This is a genomic window from Telluria sp. B2 (genome assembly GCF_051789535.1).
In the GTDB taxonomy this organism is placed as follows: Bacteria; Pseudomonadota; Gammaproteobacteria; order Burkholderiales; family Burkholderiaceae_D; genus Telluria.
Genome location: NZ_CP196525.1, coordinates 1052619 through 1069822, shown reverse-complemented (window position 1 = coordinate 1069822; position 17204 = coordinate 1052619). Strand labels below are relative to the sequence as shown.

Below are 17204 nucleotides of genomic sequence, written 5' to 3'. Positions count from 1 at the left end.
ACTGGAGCGCCGCGAGTTCCTGGTCAGGAACCCATCAACCTCCGGGACAGTGCCGAACTGATACCCGGGTCGCGATAGGCACTGAACTCATGCAGGCGCGGATAGCCGGCCTCGAACAGGTCGCGCGGCATGCGTGCATCCTTCGCCATGTAGATCCGTCCGCCGGCCTCGCGCACGATTGCATCGAGCCGATTGAACAGGCTGTGGGTGCGCGCACCGTGATTCGGAAAATCGAGCGCCAGCGTGACCCCTGGCTGGGCAAAGCTGAGCATGCCTGGTGCTTCACGGTCGCCGAAGGTCTTGAGCACGGCCAGGAAGGACCCGTCACCGCTACGCGCGATCTCGGACAGCATGGCCTGGAGGGCGTCCCTGCCAACGGCGCGTGGCACCACGCTCTGGTACTGATAAAAACCTTTCGGGCCGTACATGCGGTTCCACTCGTGCAACTTATCGAGCGGATAGAAAAAGCTTTCGTAATGGGCAAGCGCCCTGCCCGCGCGCTGTTTGTGCAGCTGGAAGTATGCGGAATTGAACAGACGCAGGGACAGCCTGTTGACGAGTGAAACCGGAGGCGTGAAAGGCAGGGTGCGCTCGCGTGCTTTCGGCACCGGTCGGGCATCTACCGCCGCGGGATTGGCACGCATAAACAAGCCGCGGCTGCTGGCCGAGAGGCAGTCGACCCATGAGACTGTATATTCCCACTCCGCCTCGGAGGTATCGGCCAGGTCGAAAAACTCGTCCAGGTTCGCATACGGAATTGTTTCGGTGTCCAGCCATGCACCGGCCACTGGCCGCAACTGGAGCTCGGCACGGGTGATGACGCCAGTCAGGCCAATCCCGCCCACGGTGGCCGCGAACCACTCCGGAGCCACGCCAGGTCCGCATTCGATCACGCTGCCGTCGGTGCGCACCAGGGTCAGGCGCAGGACATGGTCGCCGAACGACCCGACAGCATGGTGGTTCTTGCCGTGCACATCGTTGGCGATGGCGCCGCCCACGGTCACCATCTGGGTGCCGGGCGTTACCGGCAGCATCCAGCCGCGCCGGACTGCCATGCGCTGAATGTCGCGCAGCCGCGTCCCGACGTCGCACACCAGGCGGCCGCTTGCCGCGTCGAAGCTGATAAACCGGTCCAGGGACGTGGACTGCCACAGCACCCCGCCCGGGTTCAGGCACACGTCGCCGTAGCTACGGCCCAGGCCACGCGGCAGTCCGCGTTGCCCTGTGCGCAACTGGACGGCCACGGGCGAAGAATCGGAGAGGATGTGCAGCTCATGCTGTTCCCAGTTCAACCGGCCCCAGGACGATACTGCTACCATGGCGCGCCAACCGCCCCGGCCGCCAGCACGGCGCCGAATACCAGTCCCGCCCCCAGGCTGGCGCGGTCCTTCACCGCGAACACCAATGGGTCGTCGTGCATGCGACCGCGATGGGCCTGGATCCAGATCCAGCTCACCCAGAACAGGATGACCGGAACCGCGCCCCAGACGATCTGGGGCTGGCGATACAGTGCCAGCACGGCAGCGCTGTTCAGGTACAGGGACAACACGACCACCGCGGCATAGCCGGCCGTAATGCCGAGGATCTGGACAAGCGGGGCGTCGCTGGTCAGGTAAGCGCGGCCATGGGCTTTATGCTTGCCGCTCAAGATCTGCACCTGCAGTTCCGCATAGCGTTTCACGAACGCGAGAGATAGAAACAGGAAGGCCGAGAACGCCAGCAGCCAGAACGAGAGCGCGATGCCTGCGGCGGCTGCGCCGGCGACAATCCGCAAAGTGTACAGCATTGCCAGTGTCAGGCAATCGACCAGGACCAGGCGCTTGAGCCACCAGGAATAGGTGCAGGTCACCGCGAAATAAAAGAGCAGCCAGGGCAGGAAACCGCCGCCGACGCGGGCACCCAACAGCAGGCTGACGAGCAGTAACACGGGCGCCAGTACCACTCCCATCCACGTGGGCACCAGGCCCGAAGCGAAAGGACGGGCGCGCTTGCGCGGGTGCAGGCGGTCGCTCTCGAGGTCGAGCAGGTCATTGGCGATATAGACCGCCGATGCGCACAAACTGAACGAAATGAACGCCAGCACCATCGTCAGCCAAGGCTCGATGCTGGAAAATGCATGGGCTGCTACCAGTGGAATGAAAAGCAGCAGGTTCTTCATCCACTGGTGCATGCGCAAGGTACGCGCCAATGCCTTGAGGCCGGGCTTCTTGCCCGGGAACACCTGCTCCACCTCACACAGCTCGCCTGCCTTGCGTGTGACGGAATCGGAAGCATTGACCACGATAGCGCGCCGTGCACGTTCCCATACTTCAAGGTCGGCGCTCGAATTGCCTGCGTAGTCGAAGCCGCGCTCACCGTAGCGACGCTCGAGTGCGGCTGCTTTGCGGCGTCCGGCAAGGTTGACTTCGCCATTGCTCGCCAATACTTCGTCGAACACGCCGAGGTGTGCAGCGATGGTATTGGCGATCGTTGCATCCGAAGCGGTACATAAGACCAGCCTGCGTCCGGCCTGCCGCTGCTGTTCCAGCCAGCCGAGAAGTTCCTGGTTGTATGGCAGGCACGCGGGATTGAAGCTCGTATGGCCGGCAAGTTTACACTTGAGAACGGCCTTGCCACTCATCAGCCAGCCTGGCATGCGCAGGACGCTCAGGGGTTTATCCCGCAACATCGACAGGGCGGACTCATGCAGCATGTCCGTATGGATGAGCGTGCCATCTAGGTCGACAACGATAGGAGGTAAAATTTTATCGCTCCCAACATGAAACCTGGACCCGACCGCTTGGCAAGCCGAGCTGCCACAGATAAACCTGCGCTGGACAAAGCCGCAACCTGCAAAAATGATAGCGTTGCCCCTGAGTGAGCTCGATAGGCGCGGAGTCTCGGCATGTTATAGATCAAACAGCCGATTGCAGAGTCTGATGATCCCCCTGCCCGACGGCCGCTTGCGTGAAGCCGCGCACAGTTCGGACTGTGCGTTTGCGCGAAGATGGAAACATCATCGTGCTGCCCGCCTCCCTGCGCGGCAGCTGCGCGGAAAAGGAATCTCATGGCAACTGGCTCATTCCCTGAAGAGAGCACAGACAAGTCCCTCGACCTCCAAGGCCACGGGCAAAGCGTCGGCGTGCCTGCTTCGGGCGAGCTCGAAGGCAACTCCTTCAACCCGCTCGGCAATCCCGGCGTGCGTCACTGGCAAGCCGGCTACATCGGCAAGGAAGGGCTGGAGGACCGCGGCAACATTTTCTTCGCCGCCGTCGAAATGACGCGCATGCCGATGCTGGTGACCGATCCGCGCCAGCCCGACAACCCGATCGTCTTCGTCAACCGCGCCTTCCTCGACCTCACCCTGTACGACGAGCAGGACATCATCGGCCGCAACTGCCGCATCCTGCAGGGGCCGCAAACCGATCCGGCCACCGTCGCCGAGATCCGCAAGGCCGTCGCCGAACAGCGCGCCATCGCCCTCGACATCCTGAACTACAAGGCCGACGGCACGCCGTTCTGGAATGCGCTCTACGTCGGGCCGATCTTCGACCACGACGGCCAATTGCTGTACTTTTTCGCCTCGCAGATGGACGTGACCGAGCGCCGCGCGAGCGAGCAGTCCTCGCTGCAGGCGCAGAAGATGGAGGCGATCGGCCAGTTGACGGCGGGGATGGCGCACGATTTCAACAACCTGCTGCAGGTCATCAACGGCAACCTGGAACTGGCCCTGCTCGGCCTCGGCGGCAACGCCAGTGCGAGCGAGCCGATCCGCCGCGCCCAGCGCGCCGCCATGAAGGCTGGCAGCCTCACCCAGCAACTGCTGACCTTTGCGCGCAAGCAGCGCCTCGAGCCGCGCCGCGTCAACCTGAACGCGCTGCTGGTCGAGTTCTCGGAACTGCTGGTGCGTACCCTGGGCGACCGGGTCGAGCTGCACCTCGACCTGAAGCCCGGCCTGCCCTACTGCACGCTCGATCCCACCCACCTGGAGATGGCGTTGCTCAACGTCCTGATCAATGCGCGCGACGCCATGCCCGAGGGCGGCCAGGTCAAGGTCGGCACCTCGCTGCTGCGCGGCGATGCCGCCAGCCACGTGGTCATCTGCGTGATCGACCAGGGCGAAGGCATGACGCCGGAGGTGATGCGGCGCGCGACCGAGCCCTTCTTCACTACCAAGGGCCCGGGTACCGGCCTGGGCCTGGCGATGGTGCACGGTTTCGTCCAGCAGTCGCGCGGCCGGCTCGAGCTCGACAGCGCACCCGGCAAGGGCACGACCGTGCGCATGCTCTTCCCGGTGGCCGACGGCGCCGCCGAGACACCGGACCCGGCCGAGGCACCGGCAGCCACGCTGGACGAAGAAACGGGCAAGCCGCGTATTCTCGTGGTCGAGGACAACGAGGACGTGCGCGAACTGGCGGAAAGCATGCTCGGGGCAGCCGGCTATGCCGTGGTCTCCGCGCCGAGTGGCGAGCGGGCGCTGGAACTGCTGGACGGGGAACACAGGATCGACCTGCTGTTCACCGATGTGATCATGCCGGGCGGTATGAACGGCTTGCAGCTGGCGGAGCGGGTACGCGAGCGGCGCCCTGAGACGCCCATCCTCATCACCACCGGCTACATGGAAGAACTGCCCTCGCCCACGGGACGCACCCAGCCGCTCGATGTGCTCAGCAAGCCTTACCGGCAGGAAGAACTGCTGTCGCGCGTGCGGGCGATCCTGCCGGCGGCGTCGTGAATCTGACCTGGCGCCGGCGCATGCGGCTTGGCTGCGTTGTTCTCGACCTGCGGGTCATGGTGGGCACGGGGCGCCACCCTACGAGCGGCTGCGCTTCAACTCATACCCGTAGGGTGGGCCGGGCCGCGCAGGACCCTGTGCCCACCTTGCTTGATGGCTTACGCCTGGGTCTTGGGCATGCCGCCGAGCAGGAAAGCCACCTTCTGCTTGGGCTTGGCCGGCGCGTTCGGCGCGGCCTGGGCGCTGTCGCGGCTCGGCGCGTTCGACGGTTCGTAAGGTTTCAGGAACCAGGGATCGACCTTTTCGCGGCGCGGCAGCGCGCCGGCGCCGTAGCTGCGCGGGGGACGTTCGCTGCGCACCGGTTCGGCCTCGCGGCGGGTGCGGCGTTCGCCACGCTCGGCACGTTCGCCTTCGCGGTCGCGCTCGCGGCTGCGTGCGCGCGGCGTGAAGCCGGCCAGTTCGCCGCGGGTGATGGTCTGCTTGATCAGCTTCTCGATGTCGGCCAGCAGGCGCTCGTCCTTCTCGGAATACACCGAGAGCGCGTCGCCCGAGGCGCCGGCGCGGCCGGTACGGCCGATGCGGTGCACGTAGTCCTCGGCGTTGTACGGCAGGTCGAAGTTGATCACGCACGGCAGGTCGGAGATGTCGAGGCCGCGCGCGGCGACGTCGGTCGCGACCAACACCTCGATCTCGCCCTTCTTGAAGGCGTCGAGGGCGGCCATGCGTTCCTGCTGGGTTTTATCGCCGTGGATGGCCGAGGCCTTGATGCCGCACTGTTCGAGGTGGCGCGACAGGCGCGAGGCGCCGATCTTGGTGTTCGAGAACACGATCACCTGCTTCAGCTCGCGCTGGCGGATCAGGTATTCGACGACGTCGCGCTTCTGTTCCTCGTCGACCTTGTAGACGACCTGGGTGACCTTCTCGGCGGTGGCGTTGCTGCGCGCCACTTCGATCAGCACCGGCTGGTCGAGGAAGCTGTTGGCCAGCTTCTTGATCTCCGGCGAAAAGGTGGCGGAGAACATCAGGTTCTGGCGCTTCTTCGGCAGCAAGTTGATGATGCGCTGCAGGTCGGGCAGGAAGCCCATGTCGAGCATGCGGTCGGCTTCGTCCATGACCAGCATCTGCACCTGCGCCAGGCTGATGTTCTTCTGTTCGACGTGGTCGAGCAGGCGGCCCGGGGTGGCGATCACGATCTCCACGCCTTTACGCAGGGTCTCGGTCTGCGGCTTCATGTCCATGCCGCCGAACACGACGGTCGAACGCAGGTGGGTGTGCTGGGCGTAGGCCTTGACGTTGTCGGCCACCTGCACCGCCAGTTCGCGGGTCGGGCACAGGACCAGGGCACGTACCGGATGGCGCGCCGGCGACATGCTGCTGTTGGCGTGCGCCATCAGGAGCTGGATGATCGGCAGCGAGAAGCCGGCGGTCTTGCCGGTGCCGGTCTGGGCGGCGCCCATGACGTCGCGGCCCTGCAGCACGACCGGGATGGCCTGGGCCTGGATCGGGGTCGGATGGACGTAGCCCTGGTCGGCGAGGGCCCGCTGGATCTCCGGCGCCAGGCCGAAGTCGGCAAAGCGCACGCCCGGTGCTGCTGTCGCGGCAACTGCCCCGGCCTCGTTGTTCATCGGTGTTTCAGACATTATTCTTTCCAGGCATTAAATCGTTCCGCTCTACGGCCGCTTCGCTTCGGCACCTCGGTCGCAGGGTCGGCGCGCAGAACTCTGGATGGGCGGGCTTGCCGCCGACTGGTGCGCGGCCCGGGGCCGGCTCGGTAGGCACGTTGCGCCGGTAAAACGAAGGCGCGGACGTAGAGACACTATGTAGCGCCCTCAAGGTTACCTCAAATCCACGGGAGTGTATATGGAATCGTGCGCGCGCCCGGCCGTCCGGATTGCCCTTTTTGCAAATCCGGCTTTACCCGGCTTTACATCCGCCGCCCTGCATTTCCGGCTCGATCCAACCGTAAATAGCCTGACTACATCACGGTAAAGGAAAGAACATGGTTTCAGGTATCGGTGGCTCGAACGCGGCGCTGTCGCTGCTGGCACGTGTCGAGGGCCGCAAGACCGGGGAGGCGCAACAGGCGACCGGTACGACGCAGGCAAGCGCCCAGGCCGGAACAGCCGGGCTCACTTCGAGCGAGCAGGCAGAGGGCAGCGACGCGGCCGTGACCCGCAGCGCCCAGTCGGCTGCGGTCGATCGCCTGGGCGCGCAGCTCGATGCGCAGGCCGATGCGACGCGTATGGGGACGGTGTCGGGCGAAGCCGACGCGACCGAATCGGCCGAGGCAAACGCAGCGCCGGCAGCGTCCGGCGATACGGCAGCCGCGTCGAGCGCGGCAGCCGGCGCGGCCGGCGGCGCGGGCATGGGCGGCGCCACGGCAAGCAGCAGCGCGAGCGAATCGGCCGACTACATCGCCGAAGCGGACACGAATAACGACCGCAAGGTGAGCGAGCAGGAACGCATTGCCTACGAGAAGAAGCAGGCGCAACAGGCCGAGAAATCGACGCAGGAAGCGCAGGAGGCCGAGCCGGTGCAGCGCTCGCGGGAGCAGGAAGTGCGGCAGGCGTATACGACGCCGCAGGCGGCGCAGGCCGGCCTCGACGTTACTGCCTGAGCGCCGCCCGCGCATTCAACCACGCATGCAACGCGACAGGCGCGCGCACGATGGTCGAATTGCATGAACCGTAGGGTGGGCGCCCCCGTGCCCACCTGTTCATAGGTTTGCAAACCCGGCGGGCACGGGGCGCCCACTCTACGGTACTGTACGGTTTTTTGTAGGGTCGACGGTTAGCTTTGGAATGTACTGGCACCCGGCCTCGCCGCCGTCCACGCCTTCAGCGCCAGCCACGCGCCTGCGCTGCGCGCTCGGCCGCGGAACTGAGCGGGGTGCCTTCGATGCGCTGGTCGATGACGTCGAGCACCGCCGGCGGCAGCACCGTCCCGTCCATCCAGGCGGCGCCCGCCGGCCCCTGGGCCAGGACCGGGATCTTCCACTGCCCGCCCTCGCGGCAGGCCAGGCCGGCGGTGGTGTCCATCACGAAGCTACGGCAATAGGCGCCGTTCTTGGCCAGGAAGCTGATGCCGATGCGCACGCGCCCCGACGGGCCGGGACTGGCCAGTTGCCCGGTCAGCGCCGCAGCCAGGTTGCCTTGCGCCACCAACGCCCCGCCCGCCCCGCTCAGCGAGGCCAGCTCGGCTTCGTCCTGCATCACGTGCCAGCCGCCGGCACCTGCCAGCGCGCCGACAAGCAAGGCAGCGGCAACGGCGCCCCAGTGGCGCCGCGTCCATTGCGGTGCAGGGGGTGGCGGCGGGGTCAGGGGGCCCAGGCGGGCGGCGCGGATGGTGTCGAGCTGGACTACCTTGGCGCTGCCCTGGCAACCCTGGGCGTGGGCATGGCTGCCGCTGTCGCGCCCGCCGGCGACGACGCCGTAGACGCGGCTGCGCCGCGCCCGGTGCTGGGCGACACGCGCGGCAATGGCCGGATCGGCCCGGATCGCGCGTTCGACGGCGGCGCGTGCCGGCTCGGCCAGCTCGCCGTTGACGAATGCAATCAGGAGTTCGTCCGAGAATTTCATCGCAGCGCTAGGAAGTAATCAGGCCATGTTCGTCCAGCACGTCGTGCAGCAGCTCGAGGCGGATGACCGGGTTGTCGAGCATGAGCATGTTTTGCTTCTGCGAATTGGGCAGCGGCAGCAGCTCGCACCAGCGGTTCGCGACCCAGCCGCAATCGTCGAGCCGGAACGGCGGCTGCACCGGCCAGCGTTCCTGCGGCACGTCGTGCAGCGAAGTCAGCACCCGGTCGAGCGCGTCAGCCGCGCCCTGCAGCTCGGACGGGATGCGCACCGCATGGTCGCCCTCTACCAGTTCGACCTCCGCCATCCACAATCCGTTCAATTTTTGCTGCGAGGACTTCACTTCGAAGCGGGCGCCGCCGCGGCAGACGACCTGCAGCAGCCCCGGCGTGGTGGCGGCGGTATCGCACACGGTGGCAAGCGTGCCGCCTTCGACGAAACGCTCAGGCCGGCCGCCGCGCTGGCGCACTTCATGCCCCTGGGTCAGCAGGACGACACCGAAGGGTGCGTCCTCGGTCAGGCAGCGGCTGACCATGTCGAGGTAGCGCGCCTCGAACACCTGCAGCGGCAGCACACCATCCGGGAACAGCACGGTGCTGAGCGGGAACAATGGAAGGGAAATCGTCGCCATGCCCCATCATGACAGAATCACCCGCCTGACGGCAGCACGATTGCCGACGCCGGCGCCGGTCTAACCGGGCATAGGGCGCCTGACCAAGCCTTCAGGGCAAGGCGTAGCGCCGCGACGGCGGACCGCGAAGACAGTACAACTGTACGGCGAGACGATGCAACGCAGCCATGGAGGTCTGTCAGGCGCCCTCAATCCCGCGGTGCGACCAGCGGCAGGTGACGCAGCCTGTCGACCAGCGCGCCCAGGCGCCAGCGCAGGCGGTCCCAGCCGGGATCGGGCAAGGGCACCACGCGCACCAGCAGTTCGCCGCCGGCAACGGCCGGGCAGGCATACCGGTAGTCGCCAGGATGCTCGAACGGCAGCCGGAATTCCTGCCCCGGACGCAACTGCAGCGGCCCGAACACGTGGCCGACGCGGTCGCGGTTACGCAGCAGCAGCACGTCCTGCACGCCGAGCGTCAGTTGCAGCGCGCGCGGCAGCGGAACGCGCCGCGCGTCCGGCGCCGGATCGAGCGCATGCGGCGGAATCTCGAACACGCGTTCGTGGCTGGGATAGCGCAGCGGCGCAAGCGCTCCCCACAGCAGCGCCAGCAGCGCGGCGGCGGCGATCAGCCACAGCGGCGAGTAGCGGCGAAAGGCGGGATGCATGGGTTCTTCCAACGGCGTAAGGATGGCAGGGCGGTCGATTTTATAACGGGAGTATTGATTCTTGTAAAATCACGGTGTTGGCGGGCAAACGCTCGCCGCCCTCTTGTGCGCCTCGGCGACGATGAGATGCGTATGCTTGCGGCATCGAGAGGCCACCCTTTTTCCATTTCGTCCAGGCGGACGCACGGCAAGCGACTACATGCAGCGTTCAGACCCAGACCAGATCAGTCCCACTCCCCGCGCCACGGCGCGGCGGGAATGGGGCCCCCTGATGCTGGCCGCCCTGGTGCTCGGGATCTCGCTGCTGGTCACCTGGGCCGCCTGGAGCGGCGCGAAGCGAAACGCAGCCGCCGCCCTCGCGGCCCAGTTCGACTATCGCGCGCGCGAACTTGCCACCAGCACGGTGCGCCGCATGGCCGTCTACGAGCAGGTGCTGCGCGGCCTGCGCGGCTTCGTACGCGGCAGCGTCGACGTCGACCGCCGCGCGTTCGCCGAGTATTTCCGCATCCAGAACCTGCAGGAACACTTTCCTGGCATCGAGGCGCTCGCCATCGCCAGCATCGTCCCGCCCGAGCGGATCGCCGCCCACGAGGCCGCGGTACGCGCCCGCGGCTTTCCGGGCTATGCCGTGCATCCCAGGGGCGAGCGTCCGATCGTGACCTCGATCACCCACATCGAGCCGTTCACGGGACGCAACCTGCGCGCCTTCGGCTACGACATGTACAGCGAGCCGGTGCGGCAAAGCGCCATGGCCGCCGCCCGCGACAGCGGCACGGCGGCCCTGTCGGGCAAGGTGGTGCTGGTGCAGGAAGGCAGCAACCCCCAGCCCGGTTTCCTGATGTACCTGCCGGTCTACCACGCGGGCATGCCGGCCGCGACCCTCGAGCAGCGCCGCGCCGCCATCGTCGGCTGGGTCTACGCCCCCTTCCGCATGAACGACCTGATGCGCGGTGTCGGCGGCGCCCACGCCGCCGACCTCGAGGTGACGATCTACGACGGCGCGCGCCCCGATCCCGAAGCCCTGCTGTTCCGCTCGCAGCCAACAGCGGCGTGGCGCAGCCCGCTGTTGCGGCGCACGCTTGCAGCGACAGTCTCGGGGCGGCCATGGACGCTCGAGATCGCCTCGTCGCCCTCCTTCGAGGCCCAGCTCGACGCCAGCCGTCCGCGCGTGATCGCCGGCACCGGCATCGGCCTGGGTTTCCTGCTGGCGCTGGTGGTGTGGCTGCTGGCCAGCGAGCGGCGCCGCGCGCTGCAGCTGGCGGGCGCCATGACGCTCGAGCTGCGCCAGTCCTACGAGCGCATCGCGGCCGAACGCGCACGCATGAACGTCATCCTGCAAAGCGCCCACGATGCCTTCGTCGCGGTCGACGCCGCCGGGCGCATCACCGACTGGAACGCCCAGGCGGCCAGCCTGTTCGGCTGGAGCGCGCAGGAAGCGCTGGGACGCGACGCCGGCACGCTGCTGCTGGCGCCCGAGCAGCGGCTGCCGGGCGCCCAGGGTTTCGCGGCCTTCCGCACCCGGGACGGTGAAGCCATCGTACCGGGCCAGCCGGCCGAGCTGAGCGTCGTGGGGCGCGACGGGCAGGCCCTGCCGGTCGAGATCGTGGTGGCCCTGCTGCCGGCCGAGGTCGGCCATGGCGCCAGCGCCTTCGTCCGCGACCTGCGCCCGCGCAAGCAGCTGGAGGAACGCGAACGCCTGCGCCAGCAGCGCCTCGACGAGGTGCGCACAGCGCTGGCACGCTCGCAGAAACTGGAGGCGGTCGGCAAGCTGACCGGCGGCGTGGTCCATGACTTCAACAACATCCTGCACATCGTCAGCGCCAACGTCCAGCTGATACTCAAGTCCGGGAAGAATACCGAGAAGCGCCTGCACGGCATCCTCGACGCCGTCGAACGCGGTTCGAAGCTGGCTTCGCAACTGCTCGCCTTTGCGCGGCGCCAGCCGCTGCACCCGAGCGTGGTCAACGTCGTGCAATTGCTCGACCGCATGGACAGCCTGCTGCACCGTGCCGCCGGCGAATCGGTCGAGATCGCGCGCAGCGCCCCCGAGGGGCTGTGGGATACCCTGGTCGACCCGAACCAGCTCGAGAACGTGCTGCTCAACCTGGTCATCAACGCGCGCGATGCGATGGAGGGCCGCGGCAAGGTGACGATCCGGCTCGAGAACGCCAGTGTCGACAGCGCCGATCCCGAGATCCTGCCCGGCGACTACGTGCTGGTCGCGGTCGCCGACACCGGCCAGGGCATGCCGCCGGACGTGATGGAACGCGCCTTCGAGCCCTTCTTCACCACCAAGCCCGAAGGCAAGGGCACCGGACTCGGGCTGTCGATGGCGCACGGCTTCGTCAAGCAGAGCGGCGGCCACATCCGCCTGGCAAGCACGGCCGGCGAAGGCACGACGGTCAGCATCTACCTGCCGCGCTGCCGGAACGAGGCGGGCCAGGCTAGTGGGGACTCCGGCCGCTAGGCATTCCTTCGGCCTGCGCATTCCGCCAGCGCGCATCGAAGGGTGCGGCGCGCGCCAGGCTGCGCGCGATCGCCTCCACATGGCGCTCGTCGGTGCCGCAGCAGCCGCCCACCACGTTCATCCGGGGCAGCAAGGTGCGCAGCATCAGGTACTCCTCGCCCAGCTCCTCCGGATCGCCGTCGTCGAGCTCGGTCGATTCGTCCAGCTCGGCATGACTGCGGCGCGAGGCGTTCGCGCGCAGGCCGTGGATGCGCTCGCGCCAGGGTCCGTCCTCCTCCAGCGCCGGCTCGATGTGGCTCGGGTGCGCGCAGTTGATCATGTAGTAGGCGCAATAGCTGCCGGTCTCGGCGTCGGTGCGCAGGATCGCCTCGGACAGCGCGTCGCCCGAGGGCAGCCGGCCGTCGGTCTCGAGCGTGAACGAGATCGCGACCGGCATGTCGCAGGAGGCGGCGGCGTCGACCACGCCGATCGCCTCGTCCGGATAGGTCATGGTGAAGGCGGCGACCATGTCGGCCTCGGTACCGGCGAAGGTGGCGACCTGGGCCAGATGGTAGTCGCGCGCCTCGAAAGCGCTCATGCGGCGGCCGGCGCGATAGCCGTCGCCGCGCGGGCCGATATTGCCGCTGATAACAATCGGGGTGGCGGCGCTGTCCCAGCGCCCGCGCACCTCGGCCAGCAGCGCCACCGCCGCCCGGTTCGCCTCGGCCAGCTCGAGCGTGTTGTAGCCGAGAGGGCCCGCCCAGTCGCGGCTGGCGCGCCAGGTCGGCGTTTCGAGCACGGCGCCGGCGCCATGCTCGTGGGCCATGCGCGCGAACATCTCGAAATATTGGCTCAGGGCCTGCCGGCCACGCTCCTCGCGCAGCAGCACGAAGGAGGCGAACGAAGGCAAGGTGAAACCTTGCTGGAAGCTCAGCATCGTTTCCAGCCCGGCATCGGACAGGAACATCCGCCCGCCCAGCTGGGGCAGGCGCTTGCGGTAGCGACTCATCATGCCTCCTGAAAGAAGGGAGCGTCGGATGCTTGGAATGCGCTTTCGCTTGTGCGGTTCCCGATGCGATGTGCAGCACGGCTGACGTTGCGCAAGACGGTCTCGTAGGGTGGGTACGGGGCGCCCACCCTACCCGAACGATATGCCGCGAGGTCACCGTTTCATCTCACCAAACCGTTGCATCTACCCCTCACACGCGGCCGTAAGGGCGCTGGCGCACATTGCGCGCACGCGCCCTCTGGCACACTCGGCCTAAAAGGAGAATGGAGAATGCCATGAACGACCTTCGCCAGCCCGTCCTGCCGGTCCACCGCGCCATTCCCGAGGCGCCGGGTTTCGACAACACCTATGCCCTGCTGAGCGAGGGCTACCGCTTCATCGGCAACCGCTGCGACGCCCTGAACTCGGACATCTTCGGCACGCGCCTGATGCTCAAGCGCGTGGTCTGCGTGCGCGGCGAGGCCGCCGCCCGCATGTTCTACCACCCGGGGCGCTTCACGCGGCGCCGCGCGATCCCGCCGACCACGCTGGCGCTGCTGCAGGACCACGGCAGCACCCAGGTGCTGGACGGCGAGATGCACCGGGTGCGCAAGGCGATGATGATGAACCTGCAGTCGCCCGAGCAACGCGCACGCCTGGTGGCGCTGGCCGAGGCCGAGTGGCGCAAGCAGTTCGCGCTGTGGGCGCGCACGCGCCAGGTGGTGCTGATCCAGGAAGCGCAGGCGGTGCTGTGCCGCGCCGCCTGCGCCTGGGCCGGGGTGCCGCTGGCCAACGCCGACGAGGCCGTGCTGCGCACCGCCGAATTCTCCGCCATGATCGACGGCGCCGGCACGATGGGACCGCGCAACTGGCTCGGCCAGTCGCTGCGCCGCCATACCGAGCAATGGGCGCGCGAGCGCATCAACGCGATCCGCACCGAAGGTCCAACGGACCCTGACAGCCCGGCCGCGACGATCGCCTTCCACGTCGACGCCGACGGCGAGGTGCTGTCGGGCGAGCATGCGGCGGTCGAGCTGATCAACATCCTGCGTCCGGTGGTGGCGGTGGCGCGCTACATCGTCTTCGGCGCGCTGGCGCTGCACGAGTTCCCTGCCTGGCGCGCCCGCCTGGCCGCCGGCGACGACGCCGCGCTCGAGATGTTCGTACAGGAAGTGCGCCGCTTCTACCCCTTCTTCCCGGCGGTCGGCGGACGGGCGCTGCACGAGTTCGAATGGCAGGGCCTGGGCTTTGCAAAGGACGACTGGGTATTGCTCGACCTCTACGGCACCAACCGCCACCCGGGCAGCTGGGGCGGCGACGGCGAACGTTTCCGTCCCGAGCGCTTCGAGGGCCGCGAGGGCAGCGGCTTCGACCTCATCCCCCAGGGCGGCGGCGACTACGCGAGCGGCCACCGCTGCCCCGGCGAAATGCTGACAGTGGAACTGACGAAGTCCGCCCTGCGCCTGCTGGCGTCCGACGTGGCCTACGAGGTGCCGCCCCAGGACCTGGCGATCAGCCTGTCGCGCATGCCGACCTTGCCGGCCAGCGGTTTTGTCATGGAAGGGATGCGCCCCTTGCGCTGAGGCTGCAGGGCGCAAGAGCGTCTGACAAAAGCTTCAGGGCAAGGAGCATTGTCGAAGACAGTACGGACGTACGGCGAGACAATGCAACGCCGCCATGAGGCTTTTGCCGGGCGCTCTCAGGCGGCCAGGCGTTCGGCGACGCACCCGCGTCCGCCCAGCTTGGCGTCGTACATCGCCTGGTCGGCGTGATGCAGCAGCGCCTCGGCGTCGAGCGCCGAGTCCGGATACACCGCCACCCCGAGGCTGCCGGAAATATGCAGGGTCGCCGTCTCGAGCGCGAAGGGACGATTGAGCGCCGCCAGGATTTCTTCGGCGACGCGGCGGGCGTCGGGCGCCGCGACGATGCGCGGCAGCAGCACCACGAATTCGTCGCCGCCGATGCGCGCCAGGGTGTCGGACGCGCGCAGGGCGCCGCGCACCCGCGTGGCCACCTGTTGCAGCAGCAGGTCGCCGACCGCGTGACCATAGGTGTCGTTGACCGGCTTGAACTTGTCGAGGTCGAAGAAGATGACGGCCAGCTTGTGCCCTTCGCGCTGGGCCGACAACAGGGCCTGGCGCAGGCGGTCGCCAAACAGCAGGCGATTCGGCAGGCCGGTCAGTATGTCGTGGTGGGCCTGGTGGCGGATCTCGTCTTCCTGCAGCTTGCGCGCGTCGATGTCGGCGACGGTGCCGACGATCCTCAGCGGCCGTCCACCGGGCGCGCGCTCGACCACCCGGCCGCGCGCCAGGATCCAGCGCCAGTTGCCGTTGCCCAGCCGGGTGCGGTACTGGCCCGTGTAATGCGAAGCGGCGCCGCCCAGGTGCTCGTCGAGCCCGGACAGCACGGCCTCGACGTCGTCCGGATGGGACATGGCGCGAAAGGCGGTGCGGTCGAAGCGCAGCAGGGTGCCCGGTGCATCCACGATGCCCTGGGCGCTCGGCGACAGCGTGATCATGCCGGTTGCAAAACTGTAGTCCCAAACGCCCTCGCCGGCGGCGTTCAGGGCCAGCTTCCAGCGCGCCTCGGCCGCGGCCAGGGCTGCCACGGCGTGGCGCCGGCTGTCGGCCGCGGTGAAGGCGGCCCAGCCGCCGAACACCAGCAACAGGGTCATCGCGCCGCCGATGCCGACCAGGAGCGAGCGTTGGCCGGCGTAGCGCGCCTGGGCATCCGCCACGGCCTGGCCGACCGTCACTACCAGGCCGTATTCGGGCAGGGTGCGCCAGCCGTAGTAGCGCTCGATCCCGTCCATGCGGCTGACGCGGTGGAAGGTGCCCGAGGGGCCGCTGCCCGGGGTGTAGGGCGCGCCCGGCAGCGTGCGGCCGCTGTCGCGGGTCACTTCCCCGCGCGTGGTGCGCGCCACGACGATGCCGCCGCTGCGCACCAGGGCGATCGAGGCGTTCTCGCCGAGATCGATGGTGTCGTAGAAGCGCGAGAAATACGAAGGCGCGACAGCGGCGATGATCACGCCGGCCAGGGTCCCGTCCTCGCGGTAGATCGGCCGCGTGAACTGGACCGACCACAGCCCGGATATGCGGCCCTTGAGCGGCTGGCCGATGACGAGCCGGTCGCGCCCGCCGGCATCGAGCTGGGCGCGCACATGCGCGCGGTCGCCCAGGTCGATGGGGTGCGATACGTCGCCGACGCTGGAAAACACCGCGATGCCCCTGGCGTCGGTGACGATCATGTTGACCAGCAGATGGCCCTGCAGATGGGTATTGAGCTCGGCGACAATGGCGCGGAACTGGTCCGGGTTGCGCAGCCAGCTCAGGCGCAACTGGCTGAGCGAGAGGTCGATCGAGGTGACGGTCGAGCGCACCTCTTCGGCAAAGGCATGCGACAGGTTCTGGACGTTGCGACTGCTTTCCTCACGCGCCGTGGATTCGAGCTCGACGCGGGCGCGGACGATCAGCAGCCATACTACCGGCAGCGCGACTAGCAGGAAGACGGCAAGACGCAGCAGCACGGCGCGCCGAAAATAGGCGCGCGCGGCGCGGACGAAACGCAGCGAAGTGTCGATCTGATGGGGCATGGCCGGGAACGACCCGGCAGCAAAGGGTCGGCTTAAGGACTGTTGACGAAAATTACATGTCAATTCTATAGCGGCCGTATCTTTACAGCAAGTAAAACTACCATGGACGTTGTTTCACGGCACTATCAATGTGTCTCTGGCATGAAATATTATTTCCATTTGTCGGATTTCCTGAAATTTTCTTTCATCCTCGCTTGGACATGCATAATGCAGGTTCAAGCCCCCCGACCCAATGAAACTCCTCCTCAACATAGCCGGCGTGCTGGCCCTGCTGCTCGCGATCCTCGGCCTGTTCCTGCCGCTGCTGCCGACCACGCCCTTCCTGCTGCTGGCCTCGGCCTGCTTCGCACGCGGATCAAGCCGCCTGCACGGCTGGCTGCTGAACCACCGGGTGTTCGGCGTCTACCTGCGCAATTACGAGGCGGGCAACGGGATTCCGTTGCGTGCGAAGATCGTCGCCTCGGTCATGATGTGGTGTTCGCTCGTGGTGGCGATGATCCGTTTCGAGCACCTTGGGCTGCGCATTGCGCTGGTGCTGATCGGGTGCAGCGTCAGTTTTTATCTGTGGCGGTACCTGCCGACGCTGCGCAGCGTCGCGCGCTGAAACGACG

Annotated in this window: 13 protein-coding genes; 5 read left to right on the top strand and 8 right to left on the bottom strand. The window is 67.4% G+C overall.

Annotation, left to right across the window (positions count from 1 at the left end; genetic code table 11):
- Nucleotides 1-23 precede the first annotated feature (23 nt).
- Both ACSUZJ_RS04850 and ACSUZJ_RS04845 read right to left on the bottom strand, forming a co-directional pair.
- Entirely contained in the window at nt 24-1319 is a 1296-nt protein-coding gene (locus tag ACSUZJ_RS04850; protein WP_499413811.1) for an FAD-binding oxidoreductase, read from the bottom strand.
- Nucleotides 1313-2743 (bottom strand): UbiA family prenyltransferase, encoded by a 1431-nt coding sequence (locus tag ACSUZJ_RS04845; RefSeq protein WP_499416445.1) that lies wholly within the window; start codon nt 2741-2743, stop codon nt 1313-1315. The genes ACSUZJ_RS04850 and ACSUZJ_RS04845 overlap by 7 nt, the downstream gene beginning before the upstream one ends.
- 303 nt (nt 2744-3046) lie before the next feature.
- On the opposite strand from ACSUZJ_RS04845, the gene ACSUZJ_RS04840 reads away from it, so the two are divergent.
- Nucleotides 3047-4714 (top strand): histidine kinase famiy protein, encoded by a 1668-nt coding sequence (locus ACSUZJ_RS04840; protein ID WP_499413809.1) that lies wholly within the window; start codon nt 3047-3049, stop codon nt 4712-4714.
- A 158-nt stretch (nt 4715-4872) separates the two neighbouring features.
- Here ACSUZJ_RS04840 and ACSUZJ_RS04835 read toward each other — a convergent pair whose 3' ends face one another.
- Complete coding sequence (locus tag ACSUZJ_RS04835) at nt 4873-6339, bottom strand: DEAD/DEAH box helicase (RefSeq protein ID WP_499416443.1); 1467 nt, start codon at nt 6337-6339, stop codon at nt 4873-4875.
- Nucleotides 6340-6713: 374 nt separating this feature from the next.
- On the opposite strand from ACSUZJ_RS04835, the gene ACSUZJ_RS04830 reads away from it, so the two are divergent.
- The gene (locus tag ACSUZJ_RS04830; protein WP_499413807.1) at nt 6714-7331 is read left to right on the top strand and encodes a hypothetical protein; all 618 of its coding nucleotides are present in this window, start codon (nt 6714-6716) and stop codon (nt 7329-7331) included.
- A 220-nt stretch (nt 7332-7551) separates the two neighbouring features.
- Here the strand turns inward: ACSUZJ_RS04830 and ACSUZJ_RS04825 are convergent, their stop codons facing one another.
- The 3 genes from ACSUZJ_RS04825 to ACSUZJ_RS04815 form a co-directional block, all read right to left on the bottom strand.
- Entirely contained in the window at nt 7552-8292 is a 741-nt protein-coding gene (locus ACSUZJ_RS04825; RefSeq protein ID WP_499413805.1) for an anti-sigma factor family protein, read from the bottom strand.
- A gap of 7 nt (nt 8293-8299) precedes the next feature.
- The gene (locus ACSUZJ_RS04820; RefSeq protein WP_499413803.1) at nt 8300-8920 is read right to left on the bottom strand and encodes an LON peptidase substrate-binding domain-containing protein; all 621 of its coding nucleotides are present in this window, start codon (nt 8918-8920) and stop codon (nt 8300-8302) included.
- 188 nt (nt 8921-9108) lie between these two features.
- The gene (locus ACSUZJ_RS04815) at nt 9109-9567 is read right to left on the bottom strand and encodes a cupredoxin domain-containing protein (protein ID WP_499413801.1); all 459 of its coding nucleotides are present in this window, start codon (nt 9565-9567) and stop codon (nt 9109-9111) included.
- A gap of 199 nt (nt 9568-9766) precedes the next feature.
- Here ACSUZJ_RS04815 and ACSUZJ_RS04810 point away from each other — a divergent pair, with 199 nt between their 5' ends.
- Nucleotides 9767-12034 (top strand): CHASE domain-containing protein, encoded by a 2268-nt coding sequence (locus tag ACSUZJ_RS04810; RefSeq protein ID WP_499413799.1) that lies wholly within the window; start codon nt 9767-9769, stop codon nt 12032-12034.
- Here the strand turns inward: ACSUZJ_RS04810 and ACSUZJ_RS04805 are convergent.
- On the bottom strand, nt 12012-13025 hold the full coding sequence (locus tag ACSUZJ_RS04805; RefSeq protein ID WP_499413797.1) for a homocysteine S-methyltransferase family protein: 1014 nt from the start codon (nt 13023-13025) through the stop codon (nt 12012-12014). The two genes, ACSUZJ_RS04810 and ACSUZJ_RS04805, sit on opposite strands and share 23 nt — an antisense overlap.
- Before the next feature lie 272 nt (nt 13026-13297).
- Here ACSUZJ_RS04805 and ACSUZJ_RS04800 point away from each other — a divergent pair, with 272 nt between their 5' ends.
- Complete coding sequence (locus ACSUZJ_RS04800; RefSeq protein WP_499413795.1) at nt 13298-14584, top strand: cytochrome P450; 1287 nt, start codon at nt 13298-13300, stop codon at nt 14582-14584.
- Between the two features lie 116 nt (nt 14585-14700).
- Here the strand turns inward: ACSUZJ_RS04800 and ACSUZJ_RS04795 are convergent, their stop codons facing one another.
- Nucleotides 14701-16593, bottom strand: a complete 1893-nt coding sequence (locus ACSUZJ_RS04795; protein WP_499413793.1) for a diguanylate cyclase domain-containing protein — start codon at nt 16591-16593, stop codon at nt 14701-14703.
- A gap of 232 nt (nt 16594-16825) precedes the next feature.
- Here ACSUZJ_RS04795 and ACSUZJ_RS04790 point away from each other — a divergent pair, with 232 nt between their 5' ends.
- Entirely contained in the window at nt 16826-17197 is a 372-nt protein-coding gene (locus ACSUZJ_RS04790; protein ID WP_499413791.1) for a YbaN family protein, read from the top strand.
- The last annotated feature ends 7 nt before the right edge of the window (nt 17198-17204 follow it).